This is a genomic window from Burkholderia sp. BCC1998 (assembly GCF_905339875.1).
Lineage (GTDB): Bacteria > Pseudomonadota > Gammaproteobacteria > Burkholderiales > Burkholderiaceae > Burkholderia.
In genome coordinates this window covers 113568-133643 of record NZ_CAJPHE010000003.1, presented here as the reverse complement: position 1 = coordinate 133643, position 20076 = coordinate 113568, and the positions used below count along the sequence as shown (strand labels likewise).

The window sequence follows — 20076 nt, the reverse complement described above, 5'->3', positions numbered from 1 at the left end:
AATTCTGTATGGGAAAGACAACGTATTGACCCCGCATTTGTCGACGGTCGATAGGAAAGTGCATATAATTTCCGCCCAAGCCGTAGGGAAGATTCACGCTCTAGAAGTGCGTCTCCACCAGCGGCCCAGGTCGGTGTTGGAGCACATTACCGGTATTGTTTCGCGCTGTTGCTTACCTTTAACCATAAAAGGACGTGATCATGAAGAAATCCCTCCTCGTAGCTTCCCTGTTGGCTGCTGTTGCACTGGCTGCTTGCAACAAGAGCGCTGATCAAGCTGCTTCGTCGGCTGCTAGCGACGCATCGGCTGCTGCTTCGTCGGCTGCTTCGGCAGTTGCTGGTGCTGCGAGCGACGCTTCGGCTGCTGCTTCGTCGGCAACGGCTGCTGCGAGCGACGCAGCTGCTGCTGTGGCGTCGGCTGCTTCGGCAGCGACGGCTGCTCCGGCTTCGGGCGCAAGCCAGTAAGCCTCAGCATCAGCTGAAAAAAAACCGGCCCTTCGGGCCGGTTTTTTTACGTCTGTCGGTTCCGCGCATCGCACCCGGCAGGCAAGCAGGCCAAGCCGCCGCCCGCCCCTTCCCGCGCCGCTCTGCGCCCGCTCAACCGAGCGTCAGCCAGTCGAAGCCCGCGTCCTGCGTGGCCACGACCACGTCCTCCCCGTCCGTTCCCAGCACGCCGGCAAACGCCTGGCGGGCCAGCTCGGGCCGGTTGTTCTGCTGGCTCAGGTGCGCCGCGACCAGATGCTGGAGGCGACTGCGTTCGAGCGATGCGAGGATGCCGGCGGCGGCATCGTTGCTCAGGTGGCCATGATTGCCGCCGATGCGCGCCTTCAGCGACTGCGGATAGCGGCTCCCGGCGAGCATCGCGGTATCGTGGTTGGATTCGAGCACCAGCGCGTCACAGCCGCTCAGGACGGTCGTGATGTGCGGCGTGGCCATGCCGACGTCGGTCAGCACGCCGAGCCGGCGACAGCCGTCCATGAAGACGAACTGGAGCGGTTCCCGCGCGTCGTGGGGCACCGTATAGGGCATCACGGCCAGATCGCGTATCGCGGCCGTCTCGTCGCCCCACAACACGTGGAGATCGACATCGGCCTCGTCCGCGCCCACTGCGCGCGCCGTGCCCCAACTCATGTAGAGCGGCAGCGACCCGCGCCGCGCGAGCGTCAGCGCGCTGCCGACGTGGTCGCTGTGTTCGTGGGTGATGAGGATCGCATCGAGATCGTCGATGCCGAGATTCAGGCGGCCGAGGCGGCGCTCGACCTCCTTCGCTGAAAAACCGCAGTCGAGCAGCACGCGGGTGGTCGTCGTGCCACTCGACACCTCGACGACCAGCGCGTTGCCTTCGCTGCCGCTACCAAGGCTGGCGAAGCGCACGCGGTCAGTTCAGCTGGGCCTGCAGCAGCGAAATGAGCCGCTGCGCGTCCGACGAGTTGTCGACCTGGCCGTTCGCGTCGACCACCGCGACCTGCGTGCCGCCATTGCCCTGCGCGCGCACGTTGACCAGGTATTCCTTGCCCGGCTTGGCCGCCGACGGGCCGCCGTAGAACAGCTTGCCGAACAGCCCGTCGCGCTTCAGCTCTTCCATCGTGTTCGCGTAGCGGACGGTGTACAGGCCCTTCTCGCGGTCACGATTGTCGACCGCGAAGTTGGTGCGGTCGAGCGCGAGACCGACGCGCAGCCACGCACGGTCGAACGATTCCGCCAGCTGCAGCGTCGCGGCGCCGCCGCTCGTGTCAGCGACCTTCGCCGGCGCCGTCGCGGGACGCGCATCGGTCAGCAGCTGCTTCGCCTGCGCGTCGCTCAGGCCGAACTTCTGCATCAGCTTCGACAGGAACACGGCTTCGAGCACCGGGTTGCGCGGACGCTCCTCCCAGCGCGACGACGTGCCGCCCTGCGGACCGACCATCATTTCCTCCATCGCGCTGTGCGTGATCGAGATGTCGGTGTTGCCGTCCGGCGTGCGGTTCACGAGCGTGCGGAAACGGTCGCGCGTGCCCGACGAGTACGCGAAGTCGATGACCTTGCCGATCGTGCGGCGGAACCAGTCGTCAGGAATGTTCGCGCGGTTCTCGGCCCAGTCGGTGGCCATGATGCCGGTCGACGGTGCGTCGGTCTTCAGCGAGAAGCCGTTTTCCTGCCAGAACTCCTTCAGGATCGGCCACAGCTGCTCGGGCGTGCGCCCGTCCACGACGAGCCAGCGGCGATCGCCGTCGCGCTCGATATGCATGCCGAGCGGATCCTGCGCGCTCGGGACGCCGTCGGTCGCGTTGCCGGAGGCCGTCGTCGCCCGCGGCGGCAGCGTGCCGAGACCGGCGTTGCTCGGCGGCGCGACGAACTGCTGGGTCGTCGGCACCGGCTTCAGGTCGCTCGGCACCGCGAGCGGCGGCGCCGAACCCGTGTTCTTGTAGTTGACCCGGTCAGGAGCCAGATAGTCGTTCAGCGTATCGCAGCCGGCGAGCGCGCCCAGCGCCAGCGCCACCACCGAAACCTGGATGGCGCGAGAGGAAAAGGCGAAACGTTTCATGAAATCCTTCGTCTTGCTAGAACGCTCGTCAGGAGCGGCGCCGGACGGAGCCGGCCGGTGCGGGTTGATGAGGGGTCGAGCCGGCGGCCGCAGGACGCGGCCGCCTGAGCCTCAGGCGAGGACGCCGGCCTCGACGAGGGCCGAACGTACGACATCGTGGCAGCGCTCGTCGAGCGGCGTAAGCGGCAGGCGGATGCCGCCCTGCATCTTGCCCATCGCCTGCAGCGCCCACTTCACCGGAATCGGGTTTGCCTCGATGAACAGGTTCTTGTGCAGCGACAGCAGCTTCATGTGCAGCTCGCGCGCCGTTGCGACGTCGCCGGCCAGCGCCGCACGGCACAGGTCGCTCATCGCGCGCGGCGCGACGTTCGCCGTCACCGAGATGTTGCCGTGGCCGCCGAGCAGCATCAGCGCGATCGCGGTCGGATCGTCGCCGCTGTAGATCGCGAAATGCTTCGGCGCGGCCTTGATCAGGTGCGCGGCGCGATCGATGTTGCCGGTCGCTTCCTTCACGCCGATGATGCCCGGCACCTGCGCGAGGCGCAGCGTCGTCTCGTGCACCATGTCCGCGACGGTGCGGCCCGGCACGTTGTACAGGATCACCGGCAGGTCGACCGCTTCGGCGATCGCCTTGAAGTGCCGGTACATCCCTTCCTGCGTGGGCTTGTTGTAGTACGGCACGACCTGCAGCGTCGCGTCGGCGCCGACGGCCTTCGCGTGCTTCGTCAGTTCGATCGCCTCGGCGGTCGAATTGCCGCCTGCGCCCGCGATGATCGGGATGCGCTTCGCCGCATGCTCGACCGCCGTGCGGATCATCAGGATGTGCTCTTCGACGTTGAGCGTTGCCGACTCGCCGCTCGTGCCGACCACGACGAGTGCGTCGGTGCCTTCCGCGATGTGCCAGTCGATCAGTTTGCGAAACGCCGGCAGGTCGAGACTGCCGTCTTCGAGCATCGGGGTGACGATCGCGGGGATGCTGCCGCGGATTTGAATGCCGTCTTGGGTGCCGTTAGCCATGAAACGCGATTGATTGATGTACCGGTAAACGTTGAGATTGTAGCGGATTAGCCGGGCAGTTCGTAACGTGGAATTCCCGCCCCCGCCGTCGGGGTCGCGCCCTCGCGTACCGCGCAGATGCGCTGCACGAACGCCTCGCGCGGCGCGGCGACGAATCCGTCCTCGTACGCGACCACCCGCAGGCGGCCGCGCACCGCGTCCAGCAACTCGCCCGGGGCGAGCAGGAACGCGGGATTGGACGGTTTGCCGACCGTTTCGTTTCCTTGCGCGAAGGTTTCGTAGATCAGCACGCCGCCCGGCGCCACCGCATCGAGCAGATGGGGCCAGAGCGGACGATGCAAATAATGGGTGACGATCATCGCCGCGAACGACGCGCCGGCCGGCAGCGGCCAGGGCGCGCCCTCGAGATCGGCGTCGCGCGCGTCGACGCCGGGAATCGCGCGCAATGCGGCCAGCGCGGCCGGATCGCGGTCGAGCGCGACGACCGGATGCCCGTGCGACGCAAACCAGCGCGCATGGCGGCCGCCGCCCGCGGCGACGTCGAGCACCGCGCCGCCCGCCGGGACGAGCCGCGACCACCGGCTGACCCAGCGCGACGGCTCGGTCTGGGCGACGTGGCCGCCCGCGGCGGCAATGACGGGTTCGCGCATGCCGTCAGGTCAGGTGTACGACAGGCCCATCGCCTCGCGCACGTCGCGCATCGTCTCGACCGCGTGCTTGCGCGCCTTGTCGCAGCCGTCCGCGACGATCGCACGCAGCAGCGACGGATCGTCCATGTACTTCTGTGCGCGCTCGAGCATCGGCTGCTGTTCGCGCAGGATCCCTTCGACGACCGGCTGCTTGCAGTCGAGGCAGCCGATACCCGCCGAGCGGCAGCCGCTCTGCACCCACTGGTGCGTCGCTTCGTCCGTATAGACCTGATGCAGCTGCCACACCGGGCACTTGTCGGGATCGCCCGGATCGGTGCGGCGCACGCGCGCCGGATCGGTCGGCATCGTGCGGACCTTCTTCGTGATCGTCTCCGCGTCCTCGCGCAGGCCGATCGTGTTGCCGTACGACTTCGACATCTTCTGGCCGTCGAGGCCCGGCATCCGCGACGCTTCGGTCAAAAGCGCCTGCGGCTCGACCAGGATGATCTTGCGCGCGCCTTCGAGATAGCCGAACAGGCGCTCGCGGTCGCTCATCGACAGGCTTTGCGATTCCTGCAGCATCGCGCGCGCCTGTTCGAGCGCCTCGTCGTCGCCCTCCTGTTGGTACGCATTGCGCAGTTCGTGATAGAGCTTCGCGCGCTTGCCGCCGAGCTTCTTCGCGGCCTCGAGCGCCTTCTCCTCGAAGCCCGGCTCGCGGCCGTACAGGTAGTTGAAGCGGCGCGCGATCTCGCGCGTCATCTCGACGTGCGGCACCTGGTCTTCACCGACCGGCACGAGCGAGCCGCGATACAGCAGGATGTCGGCCGCCATCAGCACCGGGTAGCCGAGGAAGCCGTAGGTCGACAGGTCCTTGTCCTTCAGCTTCTCCATCTGCTCCTTGTAGGTCGGCACGCGTTCGAGCCAGCCGAGCGGCGTGCTCATGCCGAGCAGCAGCGCGAGCTCCGCATGCTCGGGCACCTTGCTCTGGATGAACAGCGTCGCCTGCGCCGGATCGATGCCGGACGCGAGCCAGTCGATCAGCACGTCCCACACGTTCTTCTCGATGACCTCGGGCGTTTCGTAGTGCGTCGTCAGCGCATGCCAGTCGACCACGCAGAAGAAGCACGGGTACTCGGACTGCAGCTTCACCCAGTTTTTCAGCACGCCGTGGTAGTGGCCGAGGTGCAGCGACCCGGTGGGTCGCATGCCGGAGAAAATACGATCTGGGAACATGATTGTCGTTAGAAAAGCGAGGCGAAGGGAGACAGGATGGCGCTCAGCACGCCGGCCGCGGCGTTCACGAGCGGGCGCAGCCAGAAATTCGTCAGCACGCCCGTCGTGACCAGCACGAGGACGATGATGAAACCGTACGGCTCGATGCGCGACAGCGCGATCGATTGCTTCGGCGGCAGCAGTGCCGCGAGGATGCGGCCGCCGTCGAGCGGCGGCAGCGGAAACAGGTTCAGCACGCCGAGCACCAGGTTCGCGCTGACGCCCGCATAGGCCATCCGCGTGAAGAACGGCTCGTCGATGCCGGCCGCGGGCAGCACGATGGTCAGCACGCCCCAGACCAGCGCCTGCACGAAGTTGCAGGCCGGACCCGCGAGCGCCACCCACAGGCTGCCCCAGCGCGGATCGCGCAGGTTGCCGAACGATACCGGCACCGGCTTCGCATAGCCGAACAGGAAAGCGCCGCCGGTCAGGAAATACATCACGAGCGGAATCGCGATCGTGCCGAGCGGATCGATGTGGCGCATCGGGTTGAACGACACGCGCCCCATCATGTAGGCGGTGTTGTCGCCGAGCAGGCGCGCGGCATAGCCGTGCGCAGCCTCGTGCAGCGTGATCGCGAAGATCACGGGCAGCGCGTAGACGGCGATGGTCTGAATCAGGGAAGCGTCCATATCGCGTTATTGTAACAAGCGCACTCGCGCAAAAATGAATGGCGCTTACGCGGCCGACAGCCCGAACGGTTCGAGCGCGCCGCGCCCCGCGCGCACGAGCTGCGGCGCGTCGCCCGTCAGGTCGATCACCGTCGACGGCTCGCGCGGACACGCGCCGCCGTCGATCACGAGATCGACCTGCTTCTCGAGCCGCGCGCGGATGTCGTCGGGATCGTTCAGCGGCTCGTCGTCCGGCGGCAGGATCAGCGTCGTGCCGAGCAGCGGCTGGCCGAGCGACTCGAGCAGCGCGAGCGTGATCGCGTGATCGGGCACGCGCAGCCCGATCGTCTTGCGCGACGGATGCGACAGCCGGCGCGGCACTTCCTTGGTTGCCTGCAGGATGAACACGTACGGGCCCGGCGTCACCGACTTGATCTGCCGGTACTGACGGTTGTCCACCATCGCGAAGTTGGCCAGTTCCGACAGGTCTCGCACGAGCAGCGACAGGTGCTGCTTCTCGTCGAGGCCGCGGATGCGGCGCACGCGCTCGACCGCGTCCTTGTCGTCGAGGTGGCACGCGAGCGCGTAGCTCGAATCGGTCGGCATTGCGATCACGCCGCCCTTGCTGACGATGTCCGCGGCGTGCTTGATCAGGCGCGGCTGCGGATTATCCGGATGAATCCTGAAGAACTGGGACATGGGGACACGTAAAGAGGGAGAAGTCGGATGCGCGCCTCGCCGGCAGCGCGAACGGCGAACGGCAAGCGGCCGCGACGCGTCAGAGCCAGCGCTCCCAGACCGGTTTCAGGTCGGGCGGCAACGGCGGCAGGCTGCCGAGTTCGACGCGGCCCTCGCCCGGCGCATGGAAATCCGAACCGCGCGACACCTCGAAGCCGAAGCGGCGCGCGACGTCCGCGTATTCGCGGTACTGGTCGGGCGTGTGGCTGCCCGTGATGACCTCGATCGCCCGGCCGCCGAGATCGATGAATTCGCCGAAGAATGCGTCGAATTCGACCGGCGTATAGCGGTAGCGGCCCGGGTGTGCGACCACGGCCTCGCCGCCCGCCGCGCGAATCCATCCGACGGCGTCGGACAGCGTCGCCCAGCGGTGCGGAACGAACCCCGGCTTGCCGTCGCCGAGCAGGCGGTCGAACACGTCGGACGTCGATGCGGCATGGCCGTTCTCGACCAGGAAACGCGCGAAGTGGGTGCGCGAGATCAGGTCGGGATTCGACACGTACTTCAGCGCGCCTTCGTACGCGCCGGGGATGCCGAGCGTCTCGAGCTGCGCGGCGATCGCCTTCGCGCGGGCCGCACGGCCGTGGCGCGTGCGGTACAGGCCGTCGACGAGCGTCGGGTTCGACGGATCGATGTGCAGCCCGACGATGTGCACGGTGCGCGACGCCCACGTGACCGAAATCTCGACGCCGCTCAGATAGCGCATGCCGAGCGCTTCCGCCTCGCTGCGCGCCGCCGCCTGGCCGCCGATCTCGTCGTGGTCGGTCAGCGCCCACAGGGTCACGCCGCCGGCATGGGCGCGGCGCGCGACGTCGGCAGGCGACAGCAACCCGTCGGAAACATTCGAATGGCAGTGGAGATCAGCGTTCATTGTCGGTATGGCAGGTGAAGCTTCATTCTACTGCAATGCGGCAAATGCGCCGCCCGCCTGCCCCGCCGCTGGCGCCGCCGGCCTATGCGCAGAACGCCTCGATCAGCGCCGCGACCTGCTCCGGCTGGTCGTGATGGACCATGTGGCCGGCATCCTCGACGAGCTTTTCGCGCCAGTCGGGGAATGCGCCGAAGCGCGCCTTGAACTCCGGCAGCGGGATGTCGCCCGCGATGTAGGCGAGCGTCGGCGAATTGACGGCCTCGACGTGCAGCACCTTCGCGCGCACCTGCTTCCAGACGGCCATCACCTCGTCGAGCCGGTACAGCTGCGGGCCCGCCATCTTGTGCGCGGGGTCGGCCAGCAGGTGATACAGGCCGTCGTCACCGCGCTTCGACCAGTGCGCGGCGAGGAACGCCGCGCGGCGCGGATCGAGCCGCGGATTGGTCTTGGTCAGCCGGGCCGCCACGTCGTCGAGCGACGCGTACGGGCGCAGCACCGGCGGCGCGCGCAGCTCGTCGAGCCAGCCGCGCAGCCGGCGCGGCGCCTGCTCGGCCCGCGCGGGGGCGAGCCCGAACCCTTCGAGGTCGACCACGCGCCGCACGCGCTCCGGCCGCGCGCCCGCGTACAGGCACACGACGTTCGCCCCCATGCTGTGCCCGACCAGGTTGACTTCGCCGGTCGGCGCATAGTGATCGACCAGCGCGTCGAGATCGCCCAGGTACTCGTGGAACCAGTAATGACCGCCGCCCTGCCGCGCGACCGGCCAGTCGGACAGGCCGAAGCCGCGCGCATCCGGCGCGATCACCTGCCAGTCGCCCGCGAGCGCGTCGACGACGAACTGGAACGATGCCGCGACGTCCATCCAGCCGTGCAGCATGAACAGCGTCGGCGCATCGGGCCGGCCCCAGCGCCGCACATGCAGCTTGACACCGCGGACAGTGACGAAATCCGAAACAGAACTCGAGGCATTCATTGCAGCCGCCAAAAAAAGAATGGTCGTTCGATTATAGCGATGACACTTCCGTTCCGGCGCCCGGCAGTCGAGGCTGCGCTCTAGCGACGGTGAGCCGACGGTACGTGTCCGGCGCATCGGCTGCCACGGAAATGCCGCCGAGCGGCCCGTTGGCCAGCCGGCGGCAGCGTTCGCCCGCCCGTCCGGAGCCGGCGGCGCCCGCTCGCCCTAACCCGCCGCCGGGCCGGCCGGCACGTCCTGCGCGGCGAGTTCGTCCAGCTCCGCCTGCTCGAATCCGGCGGTGCGGCGCGCGTCGAAATTGAACGGGCCGCGCAGCCGCGGCGCATGGTACTGCTCGGCAAGCTCGCGGTAGGTGGGAACCGGATCGCGGCCGGCGGCGTCGCACAAGTGCCGGAACCAGCGGTTCCCGATCGCGACATGGCCGATCTCGTCGCGCAGGATCACGTCGAGGATCGCCGCGGACGCGTCGTCGCCCGCCTGCAAGAGCCGCGCACGGATCGGCGGCGACGCGTCGAGCCCGCGCGCCTCGAGGGTGCGCGGCACGAGCGCCATCCGCGCGAGCACATCGGCCTTGGTCCGCTCGCACATCTCCCACAGCCCGTTGTGCGCGGGGAAATCGCCGTACGCATGCCCGAACCCGGCCAGCCGGTCGGACAGCAGCGTGAAGTGATAGGCCTCCTCGGCCGCGACCTTCAGCCAGTCCGCATAGAACGCGTCGGGCATGCCGGAGAAGCGCCACACGGCGTCGAGCGCGAGGTTGATCGCGTTGAATTCGATATGTGCGAGCGCGTGCAGCAACACCGCGCGCCCCGCGGGCGAGCGCATGCTGCGGCGCTCGAGCTGGCGCGGCTCGACGAGCGGCGGGCGCGCCGGACGGCCGGGCAGGTCGGCCGGCTCGTCCAGGCCGAGCGCCGGCGCGATCGCGGCCTGTCCGGCCAGCAGCGCGTCATACAGCGCACGGACCTGCGCGGCCTTCGCGGCCGGCTCGGCGATCCGCAGCGCGTCGAGTGCGGCGCGGCGCACGCAACGCGGCGCCGCGGTAAGGAAAGAAGGCTGCATGCTCATCAAACGGGGGCACCATTCGCGCGCATCGCGGGAGCGCACGCACGCGACGGTTTACAATAAGCGTTTGTGCCGTCACGCGACGCGCCCGGCACGCCAGACGCGCCATTCTACCGGCGCCCATCATCGAAGAGACCAGGAGACTCCGTGACGATCTACAAACTGGGCGAGACGGCCCCGACGATCCACGAAAGCGTATTCGTCGCCGATACGGCGGCCATCATCGGCAAGGTCGTGCTGGAGGAAAACGCGAGCGTCTGGTTCGGCGCGACGATTCGCGGCGACAACGAGACGATCACGGTCGGCACCGGCAGCAATGTCCAGGAAGGCGCGGTCCTGCATACGGACCCGGGCTTTCCGCTGACGATTGCCGAAAACGTGACGATCGGGCACCAGGCGATGCTGCACGGGTGCACGATCGGCGAGGGTTCGCTGGTCGGGATTCAGGCGGTGGTCTTGAATGGAGCGGTGATCGGCCGCAACTGTCTGGTCGGTGCCGGCGCGGTCGTGACGGAAGGCAAGACGTTCCCGGACAATTCGCTGATTCTCGGCGCCCCGGCGAAAGTCGTGCGCGAGCTGTCGGCAGACGACATCGCGCGGCTGCGCGCCAATGCGAAGACGTACGTCGAGCGGCGTGCGCATTTCAAGGAGCAACTCGTGCGGATCGGCTGATTCGCGCGGATTTCAAGGAAGAAGAGTGAGCGACCAGTTACAGAAATTCATGTTCAATTCGGCACCCGTGCGCGGCGAGATCGTGTCGCTGCGCAACACGTGGCAAGAGGTGCTTTCCCGCCGTGACTACCCTGCCCCGGTGCGCACGGTGCTCGGCGAGATGATGGCCGCGTGTGCGCTGCTGTCGGCGAACCTGAAATTTCACGGCACCCTGATCATGCAGATCTTCGGCGACGGACCGGTCCAGATGCTGGTCGTCCAGTGCGGCTCGGACCTGTCGATGCGCGCCACGGCCAAGTTCGCCGGCGACGCGGCGCAGACGATCGGCGACGACATGCAGTTCGCGTCGCTCGTCAACGCGAGCGGTCACGGCCGCTGCGTGATCACGCTCGACCCGGCCGAGAAGCTGCCGGGCCAGCAGCCGTACCAGGGCATCGTGCCGCTGAACGGCGTCGACGGCCCGCTCGAATCGGTGTCGCAGGTGCTCGAGCACTACATGCACCACTCGGAGCAGCTCGACACGCGGCTGTGGCTCGCGGCCGATCGCGACCGCGCGGTCGGCATGCTGCTGCAAAAGCTGCCTGGCGACGGCGGTATCGTGCCGCGCAACGCCGAAACCGACGCCGACACCTGGGAGCGCGTCTGCACGCTCGGCGGCACGCTGTCCGCCAAGGAACTGCTCGAGGTCGAACCGGAAGTCGTGTTCCGCCGGCTGTTCTGGCAGGAAAACGTGCAGCACTTCGACCCGGCCGGGACGCGTTTCCAGTGCTCGTGCTCCCGCGAGAAGGTCGGCGCGATGCTGCGCATGCTCGGCCGCGACGAAGTCGACAGCGTGATCGTCGAGCGCGGTCACGTCGAGATCCACTGCGAGTTCTGCAACCAGCGCTACGAATTCGATCCCGTCGACGTCGCGCAGTTGTTCGCCGCGCCGGAACTCGCGACCGGCATCACGCCCGCGACCGAGCAGCGTCACTGAGCGCGCCGCGCGTCCGTGCCCGCGATGCGGGCGCGGGCGCATAATGACGCACGAGCGTCGCCCGTACGGCTCACGCGCCGCAGGTCCCGCCTTCGGCGCAAGCCGCTTTGCACTGCGGCGCGCTGCTGGAGAAACTCATGAATCGCCCGTTCCGCACCCTCGTCCTGACCAGCGTCGCAGCCGGCACGCTGGCCCTCGCCGGCTGCGCGGTGCAGCCGCCTTCGTCGACGATCCTGAGCCGCCTGCCCGAGCCGGGCGCGTCGGGCGGCCGGCCGCCCGCCCTGTCGAGCGCGGAGCGCAAACGCTACGACGAGATCGACCGGCAGGTGCTGCGCGAGCAGAACGACGCGATGGCGGCCGAGGCCGCCGCGCGCGCGTGGTCGTATTACTCGCCGCCGCCCGTGACTGTCTACGGCGGCTATTACGGCGGCGGTTGGGGCAACCGGTGGGGCACCGGCATCGGCTATGGCTACGGTTACCCGGGCTGGTGGTGGTGACGCGACATCGCGTCGACCGACCCGATTGACGACTGGCAGGAAATAAAAAAGCGCGGCATTTCCCGCGCTTTTTCAATGGTTCGGACTCCCGCGCTCAGTGATGCGCGGCCTTGCCCTTCTCGCCGCCGTGATGCCGCGACGGTTTCGCGATCGACTGCGGGTTCGGCACGACACGCACGGGTGCCGCGGACACGGTACCGCGCGTCGACGTGCTCGACGGCGTGTTGTTCAGCGGGCTGGCCGGCGCGTTCGGCGATACGAACTGCACGAACACTTCGCCATCCTTCACCATGCCCATCTCGTAGCGCGCGCGCTCCTCGATGGCCGCGGTACCGCCCTGCAGATCCTGCACTTCGCCCGCGATCCGTTCATTGCGCAGCTTCTCGTCCGCATTCTTCTGCAACTGATCGCCGAGCTGCTGGCGCAATTCGTGCACCCGCAACCAGCCGCCGTGTCCCCACCATAGGGGGTACTGAATGAGCGCCAGCAAGGCAATCAGGACGACAGTGACAAGCCGCATGTAAGAGACGCAGATATAAGAAGCGCCGCTCCGCGCGACATGCACAGAGCGGCGTCGAGATGACGAACCCGATAGTAGCGCGTTAGCGCAGGTTATAGAAAGCCGATTTGCCCGGGTAGCTCGCGATGTCGCCGAGATCTTCCTCGATGCGCAGCAGCTGGTTGTACTTCGAGATGCGGTCGCTGCGCGACAGCGAACCCGTCTTGATCTGACCGGCGTTCAGGCCGACCGCGATGTCCGCGATCGTCGAATCTTCCGTTTCGCCCGAGCGGTGCGAGATCACGGCCGTGTAGCCCGCGCGCTTCGCCATTTCGATTGCCGCGAACGTTTCGGTCAGCGTACCGATCTGGTTGATCTTGATGAGGATCGAGTTCGCGATGCCCTTCTCGATGCCTTCCTTCAGGATGCGCGTGTTCGTGACGAACAGGTCGTCGCCGACGAGCTGCACCTTCTTGCCGAGGCGCTCGGTCAGCAGCTTCCAGCCGTCCCAGTCGCCTTCGTGCATGCCGTCCTCGATCGACACGATCGGGAACTTGTCGGCGAGCGTCGCGAGGTAGTCGGTGAATTCGGCCGACGACAGTTGCAGGCCTTCGCCCGCGAGCTGGTACTTGCCGTCGTGGTAGAACTCGGATGCCGCGCAGTCGAGCGCGAGCAGCACGTCTTCGCCCGCACGGTAGCCTGCCTTCTCGATCGCCTGCAGGATCGTCGACAGGCACTCGTCGTTGCTGCCGAAGTTCGGCGCGAAGCCGCCTTCGTCACCGACTGCCGTGCTCATGCCGCGGTCGCTCAGGATCTTCTTCAGTGCGTGGAACACTTCCGCGCCGCAACGCAGGGCTTCACGGAACGTCGGCTGACTCACCGGGACGATCATGAATTCCTGGATGTCGAGGCTGTTGTTCGCGTGCGCGCCGCCGTTGACGATGTTCATCATCGGGACCGGCAGCTGCATCGCGCCCGAGCCGCCGAAGTAGCGGTACAGCGGCAGGCCGGCTTCTTCAGCCGCTGCCTTCGCGACGGCCATCGACACGGCCAGCATCGCGTTCGCGCCGAGGCGCGACTTGTTGTCGGTGCCGTCCAGCTCGAGCAGCGTCTTGTCGAGGAACGCCTGTTCCGACGCGTCGAGGCCCATGATGGCTTCGGAGATTTCGGTGTTGATGTGCTCGACCGCTTTCAGCACGCCCTTGCCGTTGTAGCGGCCGGCTTCGCCGTCGCGCAGTTCGATCGCTTCACGCGAGCCGGTGGACGCGCCCGACGGCACCGCCGCGCGGCCCATCGTGCCCGATTCGAGCAGCACGTCGCATTCGACGGTGGGGTTGCCGCGCGAATCCAGAATCTCGCGGCCGATGATATCTACGATTGCACTCATGGGTTTCCTCTGAGAATGACGATGGATTCTTCAAACTGCGACGGCATGCGCGCCGACATTGCTTACGCTACTGACGCGCGAGGCCGTCGCATGGTTCATTCGATCTTTAGTTGAAATCGTTTTCCAGGAACGGATTGCGCTTCACCGCCTGGTCGAGCGTGACGAGGGTCTCCAGCAGCGCGCCCATCCGGTTCAGCGGCACCGCGTTCGGGCCGTCCGACTTCGCTTCGGCCGGATTCGGGTGCGTTTCCATGAACAGGCCCGCAACACCCGTCGCGACGGCAGCACGCGCGAGCACCGGCACGAATTCGCGCTGGCCGCCCGAGCTCGTGCCCTGCCCGCCCGGCAGCTGCACCGAGTGGGTCGCGTCGAACACGACCGGCGCGTTCGTCTCGCGCATGATCGCGAGCGAGCGCATGTCGGACACGAGATTGTTGTAGCCGAACGAGACGCCGCGCTCGCACGCCATGAAGCGGTCTTCCGACAGCCCGGCTTCACGCGCCGCGTCGCGCGCCTTGTCGATCACGTTCTTCATGTCGTGCGGCGCGAGGAACTGGCCCTTCTTGATGTTGACGGGCTTGCCCGAGCGTGCGCACGCGTGGATGAAGTCGGTCTGGCGGCACAGGAACGCGGGCGTCTGCAGCACGTCGACGACCGACGCGACCTGCTCGATCTCCTCGATCGAATGCACGTCGGTCAGCACCGGCAGGCCGAGCTGGCGCTTCACCTCGCCGAGGATCCGCAGGCCCTCGTCCATTCCGAGGCCGCGAAACGACTTGCCCGAGCTGCGATTCGCCTTGTCGTAGGACGACTTGTAGATGAACGGGACGTTCAGCTTCTCGCAGATCTCCTTCAGGCGGCCCGCCGTGTCGATCGTCATCTGCTCCGATTCGACGACGCAGGTACCCGCGATCAGGAAGAAAGGCTGGTCGAGACCGACCTCGAAATCGCACAGCTTCATGCTTTACACTCCGCGCGCTTGCTTGTTGGCGAGCGCGGCTTCGACGAACGACTTGAAGAGGGGATGACCGTCACGCGGCGTGGACGTGAATTCCGGGTGGAACTGGACGCCGACGAACCACGGGTGCATCGAGCGCGGCAGCTCCATCATTTCCGGCAGATCCTCGCTCGGGGTACGGGCGCTGATGATAAGGCCGCCGGCTTCGAGCTGGGGCACGAAGCGGTTATTGACTTCATAACGGTGGCGATGGCGCTCGTTCACGTCCTTGCCATAGATCTCTTCGGCCATCGTGCCGGGCTTGATCGGGCAGCGTTGCGAGCCGAGGCGCATCGTGCCGCCGAGATCGGATTCCTCGGTGCGCGTCTCGACCTTGCCTTCGCGGTCGTGCCACTCGGTGATCAGCGCGACCACGCGTTCCGGCGTTTCCGGATCGAATTCCGTGCTGTTCGCCTGCTTCAGGCCGACGACGTCGCGCGCGAATTCGATCACCGCGAGCTGCATGCCGAGACAGATGCCGAGGTACGGCACCTTCGCCTCGCGCGCATAGCGGATCGCCGCGATCTTGCCTTCCGTGCCGCGACGGCCGAAACCGCCCGGCACCAGCACGGCGTCGAGATGCTTCAGGCTGTCGACACCGTTCGTCTCGACCTCTTCCGAGTCGATGTACTCGATGTTGACCTTGGTCGACGTGTGCAGCGATGCGTGGCGCAGCGCCTCGATCAGCGACTTGTACGACTCGGTCAGGTCGACGTACTTGCCGACCATGCCGATCGTCACTTCGTGCTTCGGGTTTTCCAGCTTCTCGACGAGCTCCGACCACATGCTCAGGTCGGCGTCCTTCGGCGACAGCTTCAGCTCTTCGCAGATGATCCGGTCGAGGCCCTGGTCGTGCAGCATCTGCGGAATCTTGTAGATGCTGTCGGCGTCCCACACCGAGATCACGGCGTCTTCCGGCACGTTCGAGAACATCGAGATCTTCTTCGATTCGTCGTCCGGGATGCGGCGGTCCGCACGGCACAGCAGCACGTGCGGCAGGATGCCGATCTCGCGCAGCTTCTGCACGCTGTGCTGGGTCGGCTTCGTCTTCAGCTCGCCGGCCGTCGCGACGTACGGCACGAGCGTCAGGTGCACGAAGCACGCGCTGTTGCGGCCGAGGCGCAGGCTCATCTGGCGCGCGGCCTCGAGGAACGGCAGCGACTCGATGTCGCCGACCGTGCCGCCGATCTCGACGATCGCGACGTCCGGTTCGCCGCAGGTGGCCGATGCCGCCCCGCGCTCGATGAACGCCTGGATTTCGTTCGTGATGTGCGGAATCACCTGCACGGTCTTGCCGAGATAGTCGCCGCGGCGTTCCTTGCGGATCACCGATTCGTAGATCTGGCCGGTCGTGAAGTTGTTGGCCTTGCGCATCTTCGTGCTGATGAAGCGCTCATAGTGGCCGAGGTCGAGGTCGGTCTCCGCTCCGTCTTCCGTCACGAACACTTCGCCGTGCTGGAACGGGCTCATCGTGCCGGGGTCGACGTTGATGTAGGGATCGAGTTTGAGGAGGGTGACTTTCAGACCGCGCGATTCGAGGATCGCGGCGAGAGAGGCGGCGGCAATACCCTTGCCGAGGGAAGAAACTACGCCGCCGGTGACGAAAACATATTTGGTCATCGCTGGATGCTCGCGGGAAAAACGGATTATACCGTAAAGCCCGCCCTTCTCTCAGCAATTGACGCGATGATCCCGCCCTTTCGCGCTGTGCCGCGCCAGCCGTGCGCGCCGGGGCGAACCGGCCGGCCGGCCGGTGCAACCGCGCACGCCGGACGCGGAGCACCGGACCAAGGCGTCAGGCGCTGTTCGCGAGCGCCGCGCTGTCGCGCGGCACGCCGCCCTCCGCCGTTTTCAGCGAATTCAGCATCCGCTGCAATGCGCGGGCCGTCTCGATCGGCCGCTCCATCGGGAACAGGTGGCTGCCCTCGATCCATTCGATGCGCCCGCGCGCGGCGCGGCGCGTCGCCTCGAGCCCGACCTGCCGCACCTCGCGCGAGCGCGTGCCGGCGAGAAAGCCGAGCGGCACCGGCGCGCCGTGCGCGAGCCGCGGGCCGAGCGTGTGCGGCAGCGTCCGGTAGATCAGGTATTCGACCTGCCGGTCGAATGCGAGCGCGCGTTCGCCGTCGGCGCCCGCCTGCGGGATGCCGTGGTCGATGTAGTCCGACAGCATCCGCTCGTCCCAGCGCGCGAACGCGGGTTTCTCGTGAAAGTGCCGCCAGGCTTCGTCGCGGCTCGCCCAGCGCGTGCGCCGGTTGCGCGTCGCGGCCGCCGGCGACAGCCGCTCGTCGAGCCCGGCCCACTGGCTCGCGCGCAGCGCGCCGGCGCGCCATCCCGCGATGATCGGTGAATCGATCATCACCACGCCGCGCACCCAGTGCGGTTTTTTCAGCGCGGCCATCAGCGACAGGTAGCCGCCGAGCGAATGGCCGACGAGCCAGACCGGGCGCTCGTAGCGGCTGCCGATGTCGTCGAGCAGCTGCTCGACGAGATGCGGCCAGTCGCGTGTCACCGGGTAGCGGCGGTCGTGACCGATGCGCTCGATGTAACGCAGGTCGTAGTCGTCTGCCAGCTCGGCGAAGATCGTCCGGTACGTCGAGGCCGGAAAACCGTTCGCATGCGAGAAGTGGAGGATGTCCTTCAAACGCCAATGTCTCCTTTGTCGACGGGAGTTGGCGCTTTAGCGCTTACTCCTGTCCCATGCTTCGCGGTCGACGGGAGTTGGCGCTTTAGCACTTACTCCCGCCCCATGCTTCGCGATCGGCGGGCTCCGCTGCTCCAGCACCTGTCCGGTCTCTTCGTTCCTGCTGCGCGCCATCACACCAACTCACCGGTCCATCCAGTACCGTCGCTGCGCATCGCGATAACGCTCGAACGCAAAACCGCCGTCCGCCGGCGCGACGTCGAACCGCACGGCCCCGTCGCGATCGGTGCGTGGCAGCGGAATCCCCCGCGCCTCGTAGCGCGCGAGGACCGTCCGGTGCGGATGCCCGAAGCGATTGCGATAGCCTACAGGAAATACCGCGACGCGCGGCCCGACCGAATCGAGGAAAGGCTCGACCGACGACGTGCGGCTGCCATGGTGCGGCACGACGAGGATCTGCGCGGCCAGCGCGTCGCGCGCATCGGCCACCAGGCGGCGCTCGGCGCGTGCCTCGATGTCGCCCGTCAGCAGGGCCGACGTGCCCACCGCGTCGATGCGCAGCACGCACGATTGTTCGTTCGACGGACCGGCCCCCGCCACGCGCGGCGGCCACAGCATCGTGAACACGACACCGTCCCAGCTCCACCGCTGCCCGGCCGCGCAAGGCAGTCGATCGGTCACGCCGGCCGCCTGCGCGTCGCGCCACAGCCGGTGCCGCGGCGCGATGCCGGCAAGCAGCTGACGCACCTCGACCGCCGCATAGACGGCCGCCGCGCCGCCCGCGTGATCGGCGTCCGCATGACTGAGCACGAGCGTATCGACGGTCCGGATTCCGCGCGAGCGCAACGACGGCGCAACGATCCGCTGGCCGGCATGGGTCGACTCCGGCCCCGGCCCCGCATCGAACAGCAAGGTCCGGCGCGCGGTCTCGACCAGCACCGACGCGCCCTGCCCGACGTCGAGCACGGTCAGGCGAAAACCGCCTGGCGGCGGCGCATCGGATGCGGGCGCGACGAGCGGCAGCCATGTGATCGGCGCGGCCCAGCGCAGCGGCCAGCCGCGCGGCATCAACACCCATGCGACGCCGATGCACGCCAGCATCAACACCGGCCAGTCGGGCATGCGCAGCCAGAATACGCTGGCCGGCCAGTCGGCAAGATGCCCCAGCAGCGCCATCATCGGTTCGAGCGCCGCATGCGCGAGCCGGAACGCATAGCCGTCCAACGGCGCGGGCAACCCGATACCGGCGAGCACGACCGGCGTCACGACGGCGCTGACCCACGGAATCGCGAACGCATTGCCGAACGGGCCGGATACCGAGATCTGCGCGAACCACGCGGCCGTCAGCGGCGCGAGGCCGATCGTCACCGCGTACTGCACGCGCGTGGCCTCCGCGATTCGGCGCCCGGCACGCGCGCACCCTGCTCTCAGCCACCGCCAGCGGTCGACCGTGGCGGTGCCATCCCCCGCACCGTCGCCGCTGTCGCGCCTGTCGCCCCCGTCGAATTCGCGCACCGCGCGCCAGCCCGCGACCGCCATCAGGATTACCGCGACCGCGCCGAACGACAGCCAGAAACCGGCGGACAACACGGCCCACGGATCGGCGAGCAGCACGCCGCCGAGTGCCGCGCACAGCACCGCGGACGTCGGCACGCTGCGTCCGGCCAGATAGGCGGCCGCACCGGCCGCGATCATCCACCATGCACGCTGCGCCGGCACGTTGAAGCCGGCGAGCATCGCATAGCCGGCGGCGGCCGCCAGCGCGGCAACGGAAGCCACGTAAGGCGCGGGTATCATCAGCGCCGCCGCACGTCCTCGCCAGCGCAGACGCCGCCAGACGATCGATGCGATCCCGCCGGCGAGCGCGCCGACGAGCCCGACGTGCAGCCCGGAGATCGCGACCAGATGACTCGTGCCCGTATTGCGCAGCACGCGCCACGCGTCGTCGCCGATGCCGGATTGATCGCCGACCGCGAGCGCGGTCACGATGCCGCGATGGCGCGCGCCGCTGCCGAGCGCATCGCCGATACCGGCACGCAGCGCGTCGCGCAGCCGATCGATCGACGCGCGCCATCCCGACGCACGCGCGTCGAGCAGTTCCGCCCGTTCGGGCGCGACCACATAGCCGATCGCGCGAATGCCTGCGGCGAGCCATGCCGCCTCGCTGTCGCGCACGCCGGGATTCGCCTCGGCATGCGGACGCTTCAGGCGCACGACGAGGCGCCAGCGCTGCGCGGCGCGCAAATCGGGCATCGCGTCGCGTGCCGCGGGCGCGCCGTACGTGCGCCATGACAACCGGATCACGGGAGGAAACCGGGCCAGCGCCGCATCGTTCGATTCGACGGCAAACAGCAGTCGCGCGCCGGTGTCGTCGATCACCGGCAACCCGCGGATCACGCCCGTGACGACGATGTTGCGCCCTTCCCGCTCGACGGGCAGGCTGTCACGCAGCCGCCATTCGGCGCGCGCGGCCGCATAGCCGAATCCGATCGCACCGGCGGCGCACGCGCACAGCACCCACCGGAGCGCGACGATCGCGCGGGTTCGACGGCGCCGCGCGCACCATGCGAGCAGCGCGCCGCAACCGGCCAGCACCGCCGCCCCGCCTGCCCAGACGCCCGCGCCCGGCAACGCCGCCTGCCGCTGCAGCACGACGACGCCGAGCGCGAACGCGATCCACCACACGCGCATCGCGCCTCCTCGTCGACCTG

General features: G+C 67.8%; 21 protein-coding genes. 4 read left to right on the top strand and 17 right to left on the bottom strand.

The features are described 5' to 3' along the window. The first annotated feature begins 25 nt into the window (after positions 1–25). Positions 26–271 carry a hypothetical protein gene (locus U5A56_RS37120; RefSeq protein ID WP_011657350.1) on the top strand — a complete coding sequence of 82 codons (246 nt, stop codon included), beginning with the start codon at positions 26–28 and terminating at the stop codon, positions 269–271. Positions 272–291: 20 nt separating this feature from the next. Here U5A56_RS37120 and U5A56_RS06745 read toward each other — a convergent pair whose 3' ends face one another. From U5A56_RS06745 to U5A56_RS06695, 11 genes are all read right to left on the bottom strand, one after another. Next, positions 292–474, bottom strand: coding sequence for a hypothetical protein (locus tag U5A56_RS06745; RefSeq protein ID WP_185500420.1), 183 nt, complete (start codon positions 472–474; stop codon positions 292–294). A gap of 122 nt (positions 475–596) precedes the next feature. Then, positions 597–1373 carry an MBL fold metallo-hydrolase gene (locus U5A56_RS06740; protein ID WP_124488293.1) on the bottom strand — a complete coding sequence of 259 codons (777 nt, stop codon included), beginning with the start codon at positions 1371–1373 and terminating at the stop codon, positions 597–599. Positions 1374–1377: 4 nt separating this feature from the next. Further along, complete coding sequence (gene bamC / locus U5A56_RS06735; RefSeq protein WP_044847990.1) at positions 1378–2523, bottom strand: outer membrane protein assembly factor BamC; 1146 nt, start codon at positions 2521–2523, stop codon at positions 1378–1380. Between the two features lie 111 nt (positions 2524–2634). After that, positions 2635–3540 (bottom strand): 4-hydroxy-tetrahydrodipicolinate synthase, encoded by a 906-nt coding sequence (dapA, locus tag U5A56_RS06730; protein ID WP_321921520.1) that lies wholly within the window; start codon positions 3538–3540, stop codon positions 2635–2637. 47 nt (positions 3541–3587) lie between these two features. Beyond that, positions 3588–4190: a class I SAM-dependent methyltransferase gene (locus U5A56_RS06725; protein ID WP_321921518.1), complete on the bottom strand. Its 603-nt coding sequence runs from the start codon at positions 4188–4190 to the stop codon at positions 3588–3590. A gap of 9 nt (positions 4191–4199) precedes the next feature. Next, positions 4200–5402: a tryptophan--tRNA ligase gene (locus tag U5A56_RS06720; RefSeq protein WP_044847993.1), complete on the bottom strand. Its 1203-nt coding sequence runs from the start codon at positions 5400–5402 to the stop codon at positions 4200–4202. Between the two features lie 8 nt (positions 5403–5410). Next, positions 5411–6073: a site-2 protease family protein gene (locus U5A56_RS06715; protein ID WP_044847994.1), complete on the bottom strand. Its 663-nt coding sequence runs from the start codon at positions 6071–6073 to the stop codon at positions 5411–5413. A 45-nt stretch (positions 6074–6118) separates the two neighbouring features. Continuing rightward, entirely contained in the window at positions 6119–6751 is a 633-nt protein-coding gene (locus U5A56_RS06710) for an L-threonylcarbamoyladenylate synthase (RefSeq protein ID WP_321921517.1), read from the bottom strand. 79 nt (positions 6752–6830) lie between these two features. Beyond that, positions 6831–7661: a 3',5'-nucleoside bisphosphate phosphatase gene (locus U5A56_RS06705; RefSeq protein ID WP_321921515.1), complete on the bottom strand. Its 831-nt coding sequence runs from the start codon at positions 7659–7661 to the stop codon at positions 6831–6833. A gap of 82 nt (positions 7662–7743) precedes the next feature. Then, entirely contained in the window at positions 7744–8634 is an 891-nt protein-coding gene (locus U5A56_RS06700; protein ID WP_321921513.1) for an alpha/beta hydrolase, read from the bottom strand. 207 nt (positions 8635–8841) lie between these two features. Then, the gene (locus tag U5A56_RS06695; protein WP_415749105.1) at positions 8842–9693 is read right to left on the bottom strand and encodes a ferritin-like domain-containing protein; all 852 of its coding nucleotides are present in this window, start codon (positions 9691–9693) and stop codon (positions 8842–8844) included. Between the two features lie 150 nt (positions 9694–9843). On the opposite strand from U5A56_RS06695, the gene U5A56_RS06690 reads away from it, so the two are divergent. The 3 genes from U5A56_RS06690 to U5A56_RS06680 all read left to right on the top strand — a co-directional run bounded on the left by U5A56_RS06690 (position 9844) and on the right by U5A56_RS06680 (position 11841). Next, complete coding sequence (locus U5A56_RS06690) at positions 9844–10368, top strand: gamma carbonic anhydrase family protein (RefSeq protein ID WP_044848174.1); 525 nt, start codon at positions 9844–9846, stop codon at positions 10366–10368. Positions 10369–10393: 25 nt separating this feature from the next. Continuing rightward, on the top strand, positions 10394–11344 hold the full coding sequence (gene hslO, locus U5A56_RS06685; protein WP_044848175.1) for an Hsp33 family molecular chaperone HslO: 951 nt from the start codon (positions 10394–10396) through the stop codon (positions 11342–11344). Between the two features lie 137 nt (positions 11345–11481). Further along, positions 11482–11841 (top strand): hypothetical protein, encoded by a 360-nt coding sequence (locus tag U5A56_RS06680; protein WP_044848200.1) that lies wholly within the window; start codon positions 11482–11484, stop codon positions 11839–11841. Positions 11842–11935: 94 nt separating this feature from the next. Here the strand turns inward: U5A56_RS06680 and ftsB are convergent, their stop codons facing one another. The 6 genes from ftsB to U5A56_RS06650 form a co-directional block, all read right to left on the bottom strand. Continuing rightward, positions 11936–12361 (bottom strand): cell division protein FtsB, encoded by a 426-nt coding sequence (gene ftsB, locus U5A56_RS06675; RefSeq protein WP_044848176.1) that lies wholly within the window; start codon positions 12359–12361, stop codon positions 11936–11938. Between the two features lie 82 nt (positions 12362–12443). Further along, complete coding sequence (gene eno / locus U5A56_RS06670) at positions 12444–13727, bottom strand: phosphopyruvate hydratase (protein WP_011885396.1); 1284 nt, start codon at positions 13725–13727, stop codon at positions 12444–12446. Between the two features lie 106 nt (positions 13728–13833). Continuing rightward, on the bottom strand, positions 13834–14688 hold the full coding sequence (gene kdsA, locus U5A56_RS06665; RefSeq protein ID WP_044848177.1) for a 3-deoxy-8-phosphooctulonate synthase: 855 nt from the start codon (positions 14686–14688) through the stop codon (positions 13834–13836). A gap of 3 nt (positions 14689–14691) precedes the next feature. Then, positions 14692–16344: a CTP synthase gene (locus tag U5A56_RS06660; protein ID WP_044848178.1), complete on the bottom strand. Its 1653-nt coding sequence runs from the start codon at positions 16342–16344 to the stop codon at positions 14692–14694. 175 nt (positions 16345–16519) lie between these two features. Next, the gene (locus tag U5A56_RS06655; RefSeq protein ID WP_044848179.1) at positions 16520–17365 is read right to left on the bottom strand and encodes an alpha/beta fold hydrolase; all 846 of its coding nucleotides are present in this window, start codon (positions 17363–17365) and stop codon (positions 16520–16522) included. A 183-nt stretch (positions 17366–17548) separates the two neighbouring features. Beyond that, on the bottom strand, positions 17549–20056 hold the full coding sequence (locus U5A56_RS06650; protein WP_321921506.1) for a DNA internalization-related competence protein ComEC/Rec2: 2508 nt from the start codon (positions 20054–20056) through the stop codon (positions 17549–17551). Positions 20057–20076: the final 20 nt, after the last annotated feature.

Excerpts from the sequence above, each read along its gene's own strand:
- U5A56_RS06745 (WP_185500420.1), bottom strand. The coding sequence starts at position 474 with ATGCTGAGGCTTACTGGCTTGCGCCCGAAGCCGGAGCAGCCGTCGCTG.
- bamC (WP_044847990.1), bottom strand. The coding sequence starts at position 2,523 with ATGAAACGTTTCGCCTTTTCCTCTCGCGCCATCCAGGTTTCGGTGGTG.
- dapA (WP_321921520.1), bottom strand. The coding sequence starts at position 3,540 with ATGGCTAACGGCACCCAAGACGGCATTCAAATCCGCGGCAGCATCCCC.
- U5A56_RS06725 (WP_321921518.1), bottom strand. The coding sequence starts at position 4,190 with ATGCGCGAACCCGTCATTGCCGCCGCGGGCGGCCACGTCGCCCAGACC.
- U5A56_RS06720 (WP_044847993.1), bottom strand. The coding sequence starts at position 5,402 with ATGTTCCCAGATCGTATTTTCTCCGGCATGCGACCCACCGGGTCGCTG.
- U5A56_RS06715 (WP_044847994.1), bottom strand. The coding sequence starts at position 6,073 with ATGGACGCTTCCCTGATTCAGACCATCGCCGTCTACGCGCTGCCCGTG.
- U5A56_RS06710 (WP_321921517.1), bottom strand. The coding sequence starts at position 6,751 with ATGTCCCAGTTCTTCAGGATTCATCCGGATAATCCGCAGCCGCGCCTG.
- U5A56_RS06705 (WP_321921515.1), bottom strand. The coding sequence starts at position 7,661 with ATGAACGCTGATCTCCACTGCCATTCGAATGTTTCCGACGGGTTGCTG.
- U5A56_RS06700 (WP_321921513.1), bottom strand. The coding sequence starts at position 8,634 with ATGAATGCCTCGAGTTCTGTTTCGGATTTCGTCACTGTCCGCGGTGTC.
- U5A56_RS06695 (WP_415749105.1), bottom strand. The coding sequence starts at position 9,693 with ATGCAGCCTTCTTTCCTTACCGCGGCGCCGCGTTGCGTGCGCCGCGCC.
- U5A56_RS06680 (WP_044848200.1), top strand. The coding sequence starts at position 11,482 with ATGAATCGCCCGTTCCGCACCCTCGTCCTGACCAGCGTCGCAGCCGGC.
- ftsB (WP_044848176.1), bottom strand. The coding sequence starts at position 12,361 with ATGCGGCTTGTCACTGTCGTCCTGATTGCCTTGCTGGCGCTCATTCAG.
- eno (WP_011885396.1), bottom strand. The coding sequence starts at position 13,727 with ATGAGTGCAATCGTAGATATCATCGGCCGCGAGATTCTGGATTCGCGC.
- kdsA (WP_044848177.1), bottom strand. The coding sequence starts at position 14,688 with ATGAAGCTGTGCGATTTCGAGGTCGGTCTCGACCAGCCTTTCTTCCTG.
- U5A56_RS06660 (WP_044848178.1), bottom strand. The coding sequence starts at position 16,344 with ATGACCAAATATGTTTTCGTCACCGGCGGCGTAGTTTCTTCCCTCGGC.
- U5A56_RS06650 (WP_321921506.1), bottom strand. The coding sequence starts at position 20,056 with ATGCGCGTGTGGTGGATCGCGTTCGCGCTCGGCGTCGTCGTGCTGCAG.